The organism is Nocardiopsis sp. iso_237 (genome assembly GCF_056173345.1).
The window spans coordinates 3111858-3125353 of record NZ_CM149669.1 but is presented as its reverse complement, the minus strand read 5'-3'; the positions used below and the strand labels follow the sequence as shown (position 1 = coordinate 3125353).

Below are 13496 nucleotides of genomic sequence, written 5' to 3'. Positions count from 1 at the left end.
TGGGGGGCCGCCGGTTCCATTGATACCGGCCGGGAGGCGAGAAGTGTGGTTACCGTGCCCGGTGTTTCGCGTCGGAGCGGACCCGGGGCGTCCCTCCGCGCGGGACCGCCCGTACTGTGTCGCCATGCCGACGATCTACCTGATCCGCCACGGTAAGGCCTCCCCCGAGGCGGCGGACTACGACGAACTGAGCCCCACCGGACACGAACAGTCCCGTCTGGTCGGGGCCGAACTGGCCCGACGCGGGCTGGACCTCGGGCCCGTGGTGAGCGGGACCCTGCGCCGCCAGCGACAGACCGCCGCCACCGCGCTGGCCGGGCTGGGCGTGGAACCCGTGCCGGACCCCCGGTGGAACGAGTACGACCACCTGCGTCTGCTGGAGCGCCACACGACCGGGACCGGCACCCTCCAGGAACGGCTGGACGCCTCGCTGCACGCGTGGACGGCGTCCGAGGCGACGGGCGAGGGTTCCTGGACCGCCTTCCGTAACGGGGTACGGACGGCGTTGGACGAGCTCGCGTCCTCGCTCGGCAGTGGCAGGACGGCGCTGGTGTTCACCTCGGCCGGGGTGATCGCGACCGCCTGCGCCTCCCTGATGCGGGCGCCGGATCCGGTGTTCGTCGCGATGAACCGGGTGGTGGTCAACGGGTCGGTGACCAAGCTGGTGCACGGGCGCGGCGGGACCCGGCTGCTCTCCTTCAACGACCACGCGCATCTGGAACACGGCGGACCGGAGCTGATGACCTTCCGCTGAGCGGCGCTCCCTCGTCCCCGTCCCGTACCGACCAGTCGGTTCCGAGCTCCGCGCGCCCGTGTGCGAGGTCGGGCCCGGCAGGGCATCCTGGAGGGCATGACCGAACACCCCGCCTCCGACGCCGTCCCCATCCCGGGTTCCGTCCCCCTCCCGGGCTTCGGCCCCGTCCCACGGGTCCGGCCCGCCCCGCAGGCCGAACCCGCCCAGGAGCCCGCTCAGGAGCCCGCCCCCGAGGTCCGGCACCTCGCCGCCACGCTGCGCCGCCGCCGGTCCGAACTGGCCGACGCGAAGGCGGCCCGGATCGGTGACGGCAGCATCGTCCACGAGCTGACCACCCGGGTCTGGGTGGGCGTGGAGATCCCGGCGGTGGTGTGCGCGGCCGCCGACGACCCCATGCGGCTGCGCCCGTCCACCAGCCCGGTGACGTGCCTGCGGTGCAGGTCGAGGCGGTCGGGCTCCGGGGGCGAACAGGTCCCCGGCCAGGAACTGCTGTGGAACTGAGGGGTCAGCCCCGGGCGGCCCGTTCCGCCGCGCGGGACAGGACCGCGCGCAGACCGAGTTCGTAGCCGAGGATCCCGCACCCCGCCACGTACCCGGCGGCGACCGGCGCGGTGACGGAGGTGTGGCGGAACTCCTCGCGGGCGTAGACGTTGGAGATGTGCACCTCGACCACGGGTGCCTCGATCGCGTCCACGGCGTCGCGCAGGGCGATGCTGTAGTGGGCGTAGGCGCCGGGGTTCATCACCACACCGGCGTAGTGCCGGGCCGCGTGGACGTGGTCGACCATGCCGCCCTCGCTGTTGGACTGCGCGCAGACGACCTCCACACCCAGTTCCCTTCCCAGGGCGGTCACCCGTTCCTCGACCTCCGCGAGGGTGGTGGTTCCGTACTGCCCGGGGTCTCGAGTACCCAGCAGGTTGAGGTTGGGGCCGTTCAGCAACAGCACGGTGGGCGTGTTCTCGGGCATGCTCGGATTCCTGGCCTCGACTCCGGTTGGTGGGACCAGCGTAGACCCCGACCACCCGGACGGGAAGCCGGACCGATAGCATACCGACCAGTCGGTTGATCACTCTGGGAGGCAACCCGTGGCGTCCACCCTGCTGTCCAGGCGCGACCTGCAGTTCCTGCTCTACGAATGGCTCGACGCCGAGGCCCTCACGGAGCGGCCCCGGTACGCCGACCACTCGCGGGAGACCCTCGACGGCGCCCTCGAACTGGCGGAACGCGTGGCCACCGACCACTTCGCCCCGCACAACAAGACCAGCGACGCCCACGAACCCCGCTTCGACGGTGAACGGGTGCACGTCATCCCCGAGGTCGGCCGGGCCCTGAAGGTGCACGCCGAGACCGGGCTCTCCTCCCTGGCGATGGACGCCGCCGTGGGCGGCGGCCAGCTCCCCCGGGTGGTCTCCAGCGCCTGCGACGCCTACTTCCAGGCAGCCAACCCGGGTACGGCCGCCTACCCCTTCCTCACCTCGGGCAACGCCTCTCTGCTCCTGGCCCACGGCTCCCCCGAGCAGATCGACACGTTCGTCCGGCCCATGGTGGAGGGGCGCTTCACGGGCACGATGTGCCTGTCCGAGCCGCACGCGGGAAGCTCCCTGGCCGACATCACCACCCGCGCCGAACCCGACGGCGACGGCGCGTACCGGCTGTTCGGCAACAAGATGTGGATCTCCGCGGGCGACCACGAGCTGACCGAGAACATCGTCCACCTCGTCCTGGCCAGGATCCCCGGCGGACCGCCCGGGGTCAGGGGCATCTCGCTGTTCGTCGTGCCCAAGTACCTGGCCGACGGGGAGCGCAACGACGTCGTCACCGCGGGGCTCAACCACAAGATGGGCTACCGGGGCACCGTCAACGCCCTCCTCAACTTCGGGGAGGGCCGCCACACCCCCGGCGGGGCACCCGGAGCGGTCGGTTCCCTGGTGGGCGAACCGCACCAGGGGCTGCGGTACATGTTCCACATGATGAACCACGCCCGGATCGGTGTGGGCGCCGGGGCGACGGCGGTCGGCTACACCGGCTACCTGAAGTCCCTCGCCTACGCCCGTGAACGGCTCCAGGGCCGCCCCCTCGGCGCGAAGGACCCCGGGCAGCCCCAGGTGCCCATCATCGAGCACACCGACGTCCGCCGGATGCTCCTGGCACAGAAGAGTTACGTGGAGGGCGCGCTGGCCCTGGTCCTGTACTGCGCCCGGCTGGTCGACGAGGAGACCAGCGGCGAACCCGGGTCCGCACGGAGGGCGCACCTGCTCCTGGACGTGCTCACCCCGATCGTGAAGAGCTGGCCCTCGCAGTGGTGCCTGGAGGCCAACAGCCTGGCCATCCAGGTGCACGGCGGGTACGGCTACACCCGCGAGTACGACGTGGAGCAGCACTACCGGGACAACCGGCTCAACGCCATCCACGAGGGCACGCACGGCATCCAGGCCCTGGACCTGCTGGGCCGCAAGGCCGTCCTGGACGACGGGGCCCGCCTCTCCCTCCTGGTGGAGACGGCCCGCGCCGCCGTGGACGAGAGCACCGAGACCGAGTACGCCGAGCTCCTTTCCTCCGTTCTGGACCGCATGACCGAGGCCACCGCCGCCGCCTGGTCCGACGGGGACCCGGCGGCGGCGCTGGCCAACGCGACCCCCTACCTGGAAGCGGTCGGCCACGTCGTGGTGGCCTGGATGTGGCTGGAACAGCTCACGGCCGCCCACGGCAAGGAGGGCGCCTTCTACGAGGGCAAGCGCGCCGCAGCCGCGTACTTCTTCCGCCACGAGCTACCCCGCACCGAGGCCTGGTTCACCCTGGTCGCCTCCCGTGACCGCACGGTCCTGGACACCTCCCCGGACGTTCTGTAGACGCGCGGGGACGTCGAGAACGAACACGTGGCCGATGTCGGCTTCCTCGAACCCGTAGTCGGCGTTGGCCACGCGCATGCGCTCCGGGGTGACCTCGACGATCCGCACCGTCACCGGTTCCGCCCGCCCCGGCAGGGTCATGTACCAGAGCTCGGCCAGGGAGGCCAGGCCCACGTCGTCCAGAACGGCCCGTGCGTCGTGTTCCGGAGCCGCGCGACCCACGGGGTGGCCGAACGGGTTGACCGGCACGAAACCATCGCCCTCGGGTCTCAGGTATCCCAGGACCTCTCCGTCCTCCTCCCGGTGGTGGGCCGTCCAGTGCGCGGGGATCACGTGCCCTCCCCCAGGTGCTCGGCGAAGACCTCCATGGCCTCGCGCTGGTAGTCGGCCAGTCCGGGCTCGACGCTCTCGTACACCTCACGCCACGGGCCGTCCTCCGCGTAGACCCGCCCCAAGTGGGCGAAGGCCTCCGCGTCGGGTGTCCACATCACGCACACCCGCCGGTAGTGCACCTCGACCTCCGCCTGGACCGGTGGCGCCGCCACCGGCGTACCCGCCCTCAGGAAGGCGGCCATCCGGCCCATCGCCTCCGCCGTCTCCGCGCGCATCCGCTCACCGTCGACGGAGGTCATGGCCTCCCGGGCCTGTTCCCACTGCTGCGGCCACTCCACCCGGGCCCGCTCGGAGTAGTGGGCGGTGTCGAAGCCCTCGAAGAGCTCCTCAGGTCTGCTGGTCACGTCGTTCTCCAAGGCGTCGACCGTGCGACGCACGGTGTCGACGAGGACGCTGAGACGGTCCCGCTCGGCTTCGAGGTCGCACAGGTGCTGCCGGAGCGCCTCCGCCTCGTCCTGCTCGGAGTCCAGGACCCGGCGGATGTCCGCCAGTCCCAGACCGAGCTCACGCATGACCAGGACTCGTTGGAGCCTGCGCAGTTCGCGCTCGCCGTACCGGCGCAGCCCGCCCGGCCCGGTGTCCTCCGGGATCAGCAGACCGACATGGTGGTAGTGGCGCAGCGTCCGGGAGGTCACTCCGCTCATCCGGCAGACCTCACCCATCGACCACGACATCCGTCTCCCCTCGTCCGACCAGACCCTCCGGCCACAAGAACGAAGCTAGACGTTGACGTCACGTCAACCGCAACCCTCTGTCCACAACGAGGGGCACCCGTGCATCGCGGACGCCCCGCCCCCCCGTGACGGTCAGCTCTTCTTCAGGGTCCTGCCGCCCAGAAGGAAGGCACTCACCACCAGCGCCACGCTGAGCACGATCATCAGGGGCGAGCGCAACGTGGGCAGGGGGTCCTCGAACTTGATCAGCATGAGAAGCAGGAACAGGACGCCGACCAGCACCATGTGGAGGTAGGGCAGGCCGGCGCTTCTCTCGGAGCGGGGTTCCTCGGTCATGCACATCTTTCAGGGTGAGGGGGAAGGGGTCCCGGACCACCTCTCCCCGCGCGGGACGGTTCGTGCGCCATCCCTGGGGCAGGGGCCGACGCACCCGGGAGGAAGGGTACATGCCACCCTCACCCAGGCCTCCGGAAGCGACGCCGCCCCGTTCCCCGTGCGCAGAGCTCCCGAGCCACGCGGACATCCGCCCACTGCCGCCCTCGTCGCCGGGCTCCGCAACCAGGCCACCCGGTTCGGGCAACTCGCGGACCTTGATTCGGATATGCCTTCCAGCCTCCACGTCTTCGCAGGTCACATGGGTTTCCGCGCCTGGGAGGCCGGGGACTTTCGGGGTCGTGGACATCCGATCACGGGGCGGCACTCTGGCGTTCGAGGCTTCTCCCGCCCCACGCGTAGGAACGGAGACGGACATGATTGGGCTCAAGCAGGGTGACGAGGGCGAGAAGGTGGCCTACCTTCAGGAACTGCTCATCGCCTCGGGGCATCTGGGCACGCCTCCCAACGAGCACCTGGAGGCTGACGGCAAGTACGGCTCCAAGACGGTCGCGGCGGTTCGCAAGGCCAGGGAGGAGCAGGGGTCTCCCAACCCCGGAACGCCGATCACCGGCACAGCTGGAGCCCAGGTCATGACCGAGTTCGTGCAGAAGGTGTCAGGGGTGAAGTAGAGCGCCCGTCCCGTTCCGGGCACGTCGCACCTCGTGCAGCCGAGCGTTGCGCGAGGTGCCTTGTTACAGCTCCTGGTTCCAGGCGCTCGTACTCCCAGGCCACACCACCGGCTCCGTCTTCGACGCCCGCACCCCTGGCGACCGTCGCAGCGACCGAACCGGTCACGCAGCCACCCCGCACACGGGCAGAGGAGTACGCCGCCGAAGCAGTTCGCACAGATGAGGGCGCTCAGCTACGGAGCCGGATCCTTCTCAGCGGCCCATGCTGGTCCATCCCCGCGTGCGCGGGGCTCACCCCGTGATGATGATCAACCCGGTACGGGGCACCGGTCCATCCCCGCGTGCGCGGAGCTCACGAAGAAGCCCGCGTCCGAGGCTGGGATCTCACCGGTCCATCCCCGCGTGCGCCGGGCTCACGTCGGTTCGGCCGTACAGCAGCCGGTGAACCGCGGTCCATCCCCGCGTGCGCGGGGCTCACGGTGCGGGACTCCCAGAACCCGGAATTCGTAGAGGTCCATCCCCGCGTGCGCGGGGCTCACTGCGCGTCGGCGCGGGCCTCGGCGGTCGCGGCCGGTCCATCCCCGCGTGCGCGGGGCTCACGAGACGTCCACCCCGACCCAGAACCTCGCAGACGGTCCATCCCCGCGTGCGCGGGGCTCACTCCCCCTGGCCGGGGAAATGCACCCGCCCCAGCGGTCCATCCCCGCGTGCGCGGGGCTCACAGTAAACGACCTGGGAAAACGCGGGCCGTTATCTCCGCTTGATAATTCGCCCGACGTCCTCTTGTGCACATCCTGGCAGACACCAGGGCCGCGATACCAGCGGTCTTGGTGGTCATCAGATCGCCTCGCGGCGTTGCAGGTAGCTGAAGGCCGCCCATCCGGGCAGCACCGGGAACCAGAAGGTGAGCACCCGGAACAGCAGCACCGCGGGCAGGGCCACGTCGGCGGGCATCGCGGTGACCGTGGTGAGCCCACCGATCAGGGCCGCCTCGACCGCGCCGAGCCCGCCCGGGGTGGGCGCGGCCGAGCCGATGGCGTTGCCCGCGAGGAAGACCACCGCGACCGCGACCAGGCCCACTTCGAGTTCGGGCCCCGCGAAGGCCAGGACCGAGAAGTGCAGGGACAGCACGAAGGCCACAGTCAGCAGCAGTGTGCCGCCCACCCCCAGAACGAGGCTGGCGGGGCGTTGGAACAGGTCCAGCAGCTGCGGCAGCACCCCGTTGAGGTACGGGCGCAGGCTGGAACCCACGGCCCTGCGCAGGCGGGGGTGCAGCAGGACGGAACCCACGCTGACGGTTCCGATGATGACGATCACCGTGACGGTCGGGGACGGCGTGAAGCCCGTCCAGTACGAGGTACCGGTGAGGTACGCGCAGACCAGGAGCAGCGGCACATGGACCAGGAACCCCACCAACTGGGTGAGGCCCACGGCGGACAGGGACAGCGAGGTGGGCACTCCGGCCTTGATCACGTACCGGCTGTTGATCGCGATCGAGCCCAGCCCGGCGGGGGCGGCGATGCGCACGAAGGACGCCGCGTACTGCACCAGCACCGTTCGCCAGAAGGGCAGACGTGCCGGAACGAAGCCGATCAGCACCATGGCGGCGGCGACCATGCAGACGGTGGCCATGGCCAGGGCCGCCAGGGTCCACGCCGGGTCGGCGTAGCGGATGGTGCCCAGTTCGACCCCGGAGAGCTGGTAGACCAGCACGAGTCCGACCAGGGTGACCACCACGAAGCTCACGATGGTGCGCGGGCGCATCCGCTCCAGGCGGGCGGGTTCGGTGGGGGCCTCGGGAGCGACGGCCGCGATGTGCCGCCGCAGGTCCCCCATGAGCGAGCGGTCGGCGCGGCGCAGTGCGGCGCGGAGTCCGTGGGGCAGGCCCGCGGGTTGCAGCAGGGGGAGGATGTTGGCGGTGGCGGACACGCCCAGGGCCCTTACCGCGGAGGACACCGCACGGTCGGCGCCCACGTGCAGTGCCAACAGGGTGACCATCGCGGCGGTGTCCAGGGCGGTACGGATCGGGGGCGCCGCCACGACGCCTCGGTCGACCCCGGTGAGCGAGGCGGTGACCGGCCGGGGTTCGGCATGCGAAAGCACGCCCACCGTGGTGCCGTTGAGGTCGCCGTGGGCGACGCGGCGCCGGTGCAGCAGACCGAGTTGGCGCCAGAGATCGTCCAGCAGGGCGTCGCTGGTCCGGTCCGGGTCCAGCGTGTCCAACCCCTGGAGGCGGGAGCGTTCGCGGGCCAGGAAGATCGTGCCGGGGGTGAGTTCTCCCAGCGCCAGGACACGGGGGGCGTCCACCCCCGCCTCGCGGGCGGCGGTGCTCATGAGCGCGGCGTGCTCGGCGCGTCTGCGCGCTCCGTAGAGCATGCGCGGGGCGACGGGGCCCCGTAGGAGGAGGAGGTCGCGCAGACGCAGCCAGAACCCGCTGGTGTTCTCGGAGTTGAGCACGGAGAGCTCGATCTGGCGCCCGTCCGCGAGGTCGGCCAGGTAGAGGGAGTCTCCCTCCCGGTCGGTTCCGGCGGGGGTGATCCGGTCCGCGGTCATGTCGAAGCGGCGGAGCTCGGCCTGGATGAGCCCGGTGGCGGGAGGTGGCACGCTGGCGCCGATGGCGTAGCGGCTCAGGGCGGCGCAGGTGAGGCCGACGAGGATGGTGAACAGGACCGCGAGGATGCTGGTGACCCCGGCCATCACCGAGGTGACCGCGATCGCGGCGTTGGTGCCCCACAGCAGGGAGCGCACCCGGGGCTGTCCGGTGGGCATGGTCCGGGCGAACGCGATTCCGGCGGCGACGTAGCCGAGGGTGGCGGCGGTCAGGACCTCGTCGGGCACCCCGGGCAGCGACTCGGCGCTGTAGGTGGCGTTCTTCAGGACGGAGTTGACGTAGGACGTCATCGCGTAGGCCGCCACCGCGGCGACGATCGCGCGGGTCAGGTCGCGTAGCTCTCCGACGAACAGCGTGCGCAGGACGACGTAGGCGATCAGGACGATGAGCAGCAGGTTGGCGCCGAGCGCCGCGCCGAACAGCAGCCACGACGGGATCACCGCGCGGAGCTGGGTGGCGTCGTCGGTCGGGGCGCCGTCCGAGATGGCGTTGCTCACGAGGAACAGGACCACGCAGACCAGGAGCAGTCCGGCGACGCCGACGAGGAGGTCGACGGGGCTGCGCGGGGCCTTCGCGGTGGTACGGCCGGGGGTGGGGGCCGGTGTTTCGGTCGGGGTTGTCGTCACGGAACAAGCCTGCCGGACCCGTGCGGATTCGGACGGCAGGGGTGAGGGTGTTTCGTCCTGCCCGTTCCACGCGACGACGCCGCCGGGGTGGTCCCCGGCGGCGCCGTGTGCTGGGTCAGCCGCGCTGGTAGCGGCGCTGGAAGCGCTCCACCCGCCCCGCGGTGTCCACCACGCGGGCGTTGCCCGTGTAGAAGGGGTGGCTGGCGCTGGAGATGTCGACGTCGATCACCGGGTAGGTGCGGCCGTCCTCCCACTCGACGGTGTTCGCGCTGCTCCGCGTGGACCGGGTGAGGAAGGAGAAGTCGGCCGCCTTGTCGCGGAAGACGACGTGACCGTACTGGATGTTCTTCTGCATGGAGCCCTCCCTGCGTCAGCGTTCCTCTCGGAACCGGGTGTGGCGGTGGAGCCGGGGGTCGTACTTGCTGAGGACCAGGCGGTCCGGGGTGTTGCGGCGGCTCTTCCGGGTCACGTAGGTGGTCCCGGTGCCCTCCGTGGACCTGAGCCGGATGACGGGCCGGACGTCGTTGCGTGCCATGGGCGCCTCCTTGGGGTGACAGGCCTTCCAACCAAGCGATAACCGTTTTCATTCCCACGAAAACACGACACCGCCACGGGGCACCACATACCCGAATACGCAGGAAAAACTACGTATTGTAATTACCTCAATACAAAGAGTGCTCGCCGGTCGGAGGAGAACCATGGAACACGGACCCAACCGTCGTCAGGTCCTGCGCGGCGGAGCGGGGCTCGGGGTCCTGACCACGGCCGCCCTGTTCGGCGGCTCCTTCCACCCCGCCCTGGCCGCCCCCGACACCGGATCGGCCCCCGCCTTCACCGAGGTTCCGGTCTCCCACGCCGACGGCGTCACCGTCCCGCCCGGGTACACCGCCCGTGTCCTGCTCCCGTGGGGCGCGCCGCTGCACCGGGGCACCCCGTACTGGAGGGCCGACGCCTCCGACACCGCGACGCAGGCCGCCCGGCAGGTGGGCACCGGCCACAGCGGACTGACCTACGTGCCCCTGCACCCCGGCCACGACGGAGGGCGGCGGGGACTGCTCGTGATCAACCACTCCTGGGCCGACCCCGTCCTGCTGCACGCGGACGGAGGGCGTTCGGCCACCTCGGAGCGGACCGACAAGGAGATGGCATCCCTCGGGGTGACCGTGGCCCGCGTCGAACTGACGGACGGTCGCTGGAGGGTGATCGACGACGAACTCAACCGGCGGCTCACCGCCACCTCCCCCACCGTCCTGTCCGGGCCGCTCACCGGACACCGGAGCCTGGAGACCACCACCGACCCGGCCGGGGTCATCGGCGGCACCGCTCACGCCAGCACCCCCTGGGGGACCTACCTGACCGGCGAGGACACACTCACCGACGTGTTCGGGACCCGAACCCAGGGCTGGTCCCCCACCGAGTCGCAGCGCCGCTACGGGCTCACCTCGGGCGAGGCCTCCTACGGCTGGCACACCCACGTGGGACGCTTCGACCTGGCCGGTGGTCCCAACGAGGCGCACCGGTTCGGCTGGACCGTGGAGATCGACCCCCTGGACCCGTCGGCGGTCCCGGTGAAGCACACCGCGATGGGCAGGATCGCGCACGGAGGCGCGGCCGTCACCGAGTCACGCGGCCGGGCGGTGGTCTACATGAGCGATCCCACCCACCTGTACAAGTTCGTGGCCGAGCACCCCTGGCGCACCGTGAACGGCCGGAGCCCGGGCCCCCTGGACGAGGGCGTCCTCCACGCCGCCCGTCTGGACTCCGACGGGCTGGGCACCTGGCTCCCGCTGGTGCACGGACGCTCCGGGCTAACCACGGGCGACGGCTTCGCCGACCAGGCCGACGTGCTGTTGAGGGCCCGTGAGGCCGCCGACGCGGTGGGCGCCACCGAGCTCCGGGGGCCGGGGACACCGGCCGTGCACCCCGTGACCGGGACGGTCTACCTCTCGGAGGCCTCCGCGGACGGCGGCCGCGTACTGTCCTGGACCGAGGGCGCCAGCGACCACGGTGCGACCCTCTTCTCCTGGCAGGAGTTCGCACGGGCGGGCGGGACCGCCTCCGACCAGGAGCGGGGCGCGGTCTTCGCCTCCCCGGGCGGGGTCCACTGCGGTGAGGACGGCCGTCTGTGGATCCGGACCGACGTAGTCCGGCTCGGGGACGACTCCGGGGACGCGCGCGAACTCGTGGGCAACAGCGCCCTGCTGTGCGCCGATCCGGAGAGCGGCGAGGTGCGACGGTTCCTCACCGGCCCGCCCGGTTGCGGCATCGCGGGGACGGCGGCCAGCCCCGACCAGCGGACCCTGTTCGTGACGGTGCAGGGACCCGGGTCGGCCGCGCCCGGGCTGGGGGAGCCCACGGTGGAGGACCCCCGCGCGCTGAGCAACTGGCCGGGGTTCGATCCTGCGGGCCGACCCCGGTCCGCGGTCGTGGTGGTGCGCAAGGACGACGGCGGGATCATCGGGACCTGATCCGGTCACCGGGGTGGGGCAGGCACGTAGCCGGGGGTGGGGCGTCCCGTCTGTCCGCCACCGAGCGGTCAGGCGTACGTTGGGCCCGTGAGCGAGCAGACCGACACCCCGGCGCCCGGCCCGCCGGATCCGCGACGGGCGGGCCCGGCGCGCACCCCGCTGGAGGCGGTGCGCTCGCGGCGCTTCCCGCTCTCGTCCTGGCCGTGGCGGAGCCTGGGGTACCTGGCCTCGACCGTGCTCGTCGGAACGGTGCTCGCGGCACTGATCTCCCCCATCACCTTCCCCCTCCTCGCGTTGGGCACGGCCGTGGAGGAGATGGCGGTGGGCCGGGACCACCCGACCTGGCTCCTGATCGCCCTGCTGGCCGCCGGTCTCGCGCTCCTGCTGGCCTTCGGCCCCCTGGTCGCGGTGCCCGTGGCACGTCTGGAGAGGTGGCGGCTGCGTCTGGTCCACCCTCCGGTAGCGAGCGCGCCCCGGCCCACCGGGCGGGGCGTGCTCGTCTGGGTCCGCGCACGGTACACCGAGCCCGCCACCTGGCGCGCGTTCGCCTACCTGCTCCTGCTGGTCACGGTGGTGGACGCGGTCAGCTGGAGCGTGCTGTACCTGTTCCCCGCCCTGGGCGCCTACCTGATCGCCACCCCGGCGACCACCGCTCTGGGACGGACCGTCACCCTCTTCCCCTGGGCGTTCGACGATCCGAGGAGCACCCTTCCGCTGGTCCTGGCCGGAGGGGTCCTTCTGCTGGTCACGCCGTACGTCGCCGCCCTCACCGCGCACGCGCACGCCGTGCTGGCGCGCCTGCTGCTGGAGGACCGCGGCGCCGAGGAGCTGCGGTCGGAACTGGTCGAGGTCACCCGGTCCCGCGCCCGCCTGGTGGACGCCTTCGAGACCGAGCGCCGACGCATCGAACGCGACCTGCACGACGGAGCCCAACAGCAGCTCATCTCCCTGGCCATGCAGATCGGGCTGGCCCGGATGGACGCCCCGCCCGGAAGCGACATGGAACGCGCCCTCACCTCCCTGCACGGACAGGCCAAGGAGATCATCGGCTCCCTGCGGGAGATCGTCCACGGCATCCACCCCAAGGTCCTCAGCGACCGGGGACTGCCCGCGGCCCTCCCGGAACTGGCCGACCGCTCCCCCGTCCCGGTGCGCGTCCGCGTGGACCTGCCCCGACGTCTGCCCGCCCATCTGGAGAGCACGGCCTACTACGTGGCCGCGGAGTCGCTGGGCAACGTCGCCAAGCACGCCGGTGCCACCACGGTCCGGTTGAACGCCGCTCTGGACGGTGACACGTTGGTGCTGGAGACCGTCGACGACGGCCGGGGCGGGGCCGATCCCGGACGCGGTACGGGGCTGACCGGGCTGGCCGACCGGGTCGCCGTCGTGGGCGGCCGTGTCCTGTTGTCCAGTCCGGCCGGTGGACCCACGCGGCTGAGAGCGGAGATCCCTTGTCCCCCATCCGGGTAGTACTGGCCGAGGACGGCGCCCTGCTGCGTGAGGGCCTGGCCGGTCTTCTGTACAGGTTCGGGTTCGAGGTGGCCGAGGCGGTGGGTGACGCCGAGGCCCTGGTGGAGGCGGTCGCCGCGCACGGGCCGGACCTCGTGGTCACCGACATCCGCATGCCGCCGGACTTCGGTGACGAGGGCCTGCGCGCCGCCGTCCGGTTGCGCCGCGACCGCCCCGGCCTGCCGGTCGTCGCGCTCAGCCAGTACGTGGAGTCCAGCTACGCGGCGGAACTCCTCGACTCCCACGACGGCCGGGGCATCGGCTACGTCCTCAAGGAGAGGGTGGTGGACGTGGCCGACTTCGCGGACACCCTGCGCAGGGTGCACGGCGGCGGGACGGTGATCGACCCCGCCGTCGTGCGCCAGCTGGTGCGGCGCCGCAGCACACCCCTGGAACGCCTCTCCGAGCGCGAACGCGAGGTCCTGGCGCTGCTCGCGGAGGGCCGCTCCAACACCCGGATCGCCCGGGACCTGGTGATCTCCGAGCCCACCGTGGGCAAGCACATCGGCAACATCCTCGCCAAACTGGACCTGCCGCCGGAGGGCACCGACGTCGACCGCCGCGTCATGGCCGTGCTCACCTACCTGCGGGAACGGCCCGAGTGACGC

General features: G+C 71.7%; 14 protein-coding genes and 1 CRISPR repeat array. Of the genes, 7 read left to right on the top strand and 7 right to left on the bottom strand.

Features of this window, described 5'->3' with window-relative positions:
* Positions 1 to 124: 124 nt before the first annotated feature.
* Both AC0VYM_RS14305 and AC0VYM_RS14300 read left to right on the top strand, forming a co-directional pair.
* Positions 125 to 754, top strand: coding sequence for a histidine phosphatase family protein (locus AC0VYM_RS14305; RefSeq protein WP_475462766.1), 630 nt, complete (start codon positions 125 to 127; stop codon positions 752 to 754).
* Between the two features lie 96 nt (positions 755 to 850).
* Positions 851 to 1255 (top strand): hypothetical protein, encoded by a 405-nt coding sequence (locus AC0VYM_RS14300; protein WP_475462765.1) that lies wholly within the window; start codon positions 851 to 853, stop codon positions 1253 to 1255.
* A gap of 4 nt (positions 1256 to 1259) precedes the next feature.
* Here AC0VYM_RS14300 and aroQ read toward each other — a convergent pair whose 3' ends face one another.
* Positions 1260 to 1721, bottom strand: coding sequence for a type II 3-dehydroquinate dehydratase (aroQ, locus tag AC0VYM_RS14295; RefSeq protein ID WP_475462764.1), 462 nt, complete (start codon positions 1719 to 1721; stop codon positions 1260 to 1262).
* A gap of 118 nt (positions 1722 to 1839) precedes the next feature.
* Between aroQ and AC0VYM_RS14290 the strand changes: the two genes are divergently transcribed.
* Entirely contained in the window at positions 1840 to 3603 is a 1764-nt protein-coding gene (locus tag AC0VYM_RS14290; RefSeq protein WP_475462763.1) for an acyl-CoA dehydrogenase, read from the top strand.
* Here AC0VYM_RS14290 and AC0VYM_RS14285 read toward each other — a convergent pair.
* The 3 genes from AC0VYM_RS14285 to AC0VYM_RS14275 form a co-directional block, all read right to left on the bottom strand.
* Entirely contained in the window at positions 3523 to 3936 is a 414-nt protein-coding gene (locus tag AC0VYM_RS14285) for a hypothetical protein (protein ID WP_475462762.1), read from the bottom strand. The genes AC0VYM_RS14290 and AC0VYM_RS14285 overlap by 81 nt on opposite strands.
* A complete protein-coding gene (locus tag AC0VYM_RS14280) occupies positions 3933 to 4670 on the bottom strand; it encodes a MerR family transcriptional regulator (RefSeq protein WP_475462761.1) in 738 nt (245 codons plus the stop codon). The genes AC0VYM_RS14285 and AC0VYM_RS14280 overlap by 4 nt, the downstream gene beginning before the upstream one ends.
* Before the next feature lie 132 nt (positions 4671 to 4802).
* Positions 4803 to 5006, bottom strand: a complete 204-nt coding sequence (locus AC0VYM_RS14275; protein ID WP_475462760.1) for a hypothetical protein — start codon at positions 5004 to 5006, stop codon at positions 4803 to 4805.
* Positions 5007 to 5419: 413 nt separating this feature from the next.
* Between AC0VYM_RS14275 and AC0VYM_RS14270 the strand changes: the two genes are divergently transcribed.
* Complete coding sequence (locus AC0VYM_RS14270) at positions 5420 to 5674, top strand: peptidoglycan-binding domain-containing protein (protein ID WP_475462759.1); 255 nt, start codon at positions 5420 to 5422, stop codon at positions 5672 to 5674.
* 266 nt (positions 5675 to 5940) lie between these two features.
* Positions 5941 to 6396: a CRISPR direct-repeat array (repeat unit 29 nt; unit sequence CGGTCCATCCCCGCGTGCGCGGGGCTCAC).
* Positions 6397 to 6511: 115 nt separating this feature from the next.
* On the opposite strand, the gene AC0VYM_RS14265 is transcribed toward AC0VYM_RS14270, so the two are convergent.
* From AC0VYM_RS14265 to rpmG, 3 genes are all read right to left on the bottom strand, one after another.
* Positions 6512 to 8911, bottom strand: coding sequence for a lysylphosphatidylglycerol synthase domain-containing protein (locus AC0VYM_RS14265; protein WP_475462758.1), 2400 nt, complete (start codon positions 8909 to 8911; stop codon positions 6512 to 6514).
* 115 nt (positions 8912 to 9026) lie between these two features.
* Entirely contained in the window at positions 9027 to 9266 is a 240-nt protein-coding gene (locus tag AC0VYM_RS14260) for a type B 50S ribosomal protein L31 (RefSeq protein ID WP_475462757.1), read from the bottom strand.
* 15 nt (positions 9267 to 9281) lie between these two features.
* A complete protein-coding gene (gene rpmG / locus AC0VYM_RS14255) occupies positions 9282 to 9446 on the bottom strand; it encodes a 50S ribosomal protein L33 (protein ID WP_475462756.1) in 165 nt (54 codons plus the stop codon).
* A 163-nt stretch (positions 9447 to 9609) separates the two neighbouring features.
* Here rpmG and AC0VYM_RS14250 point away from each other — a divergent pair, with 163 nt between their 5' ends.
* From AC0VYM_RS14250 to AC0VYM_RS14240, 3 genes are all read left to right on the top strand, one after another.
* On the top strand, positions 9610 to 11379 hold the full coding sequence (locus AC0VYM_RS14250; RefSeq protein ID WP_475462755.1) for a PhoX family protein: 1770 nt from the start codon (positions 9610 to 9612) through the stop codon (positions 11377 to 11379).
* Positions 11380 to 11466: 87 nt separating this feature from the next.
* On the top strand, positions 11467 to 12849 hold the full coding sequence (locus AC0VYM_RS14245; protein ID WP_475462754.1) for a sensor histidine kinase: 1383 nt from the start codon (positions 11467 to 11469) through the stop codon (positions 12847 to 12849).
* On the top strand, positions 12831 to 13493 hold the full coding sequence (locus AC0VYM_RS14240) for a LuxR C-terminal-related transcriptional regulator (protein WP_475462753.1): 663 nt from the start codon (positions 12831 to 12833) through the stop codon (positions 13491 to 13493). Before AC0VYM_RS14245 ends, AC0VYM_RS14240 begins: the two co-directional genes overlap by 19 nt.
* Positions 13494 to 13496: the final 3 nt, after the last annotated feature.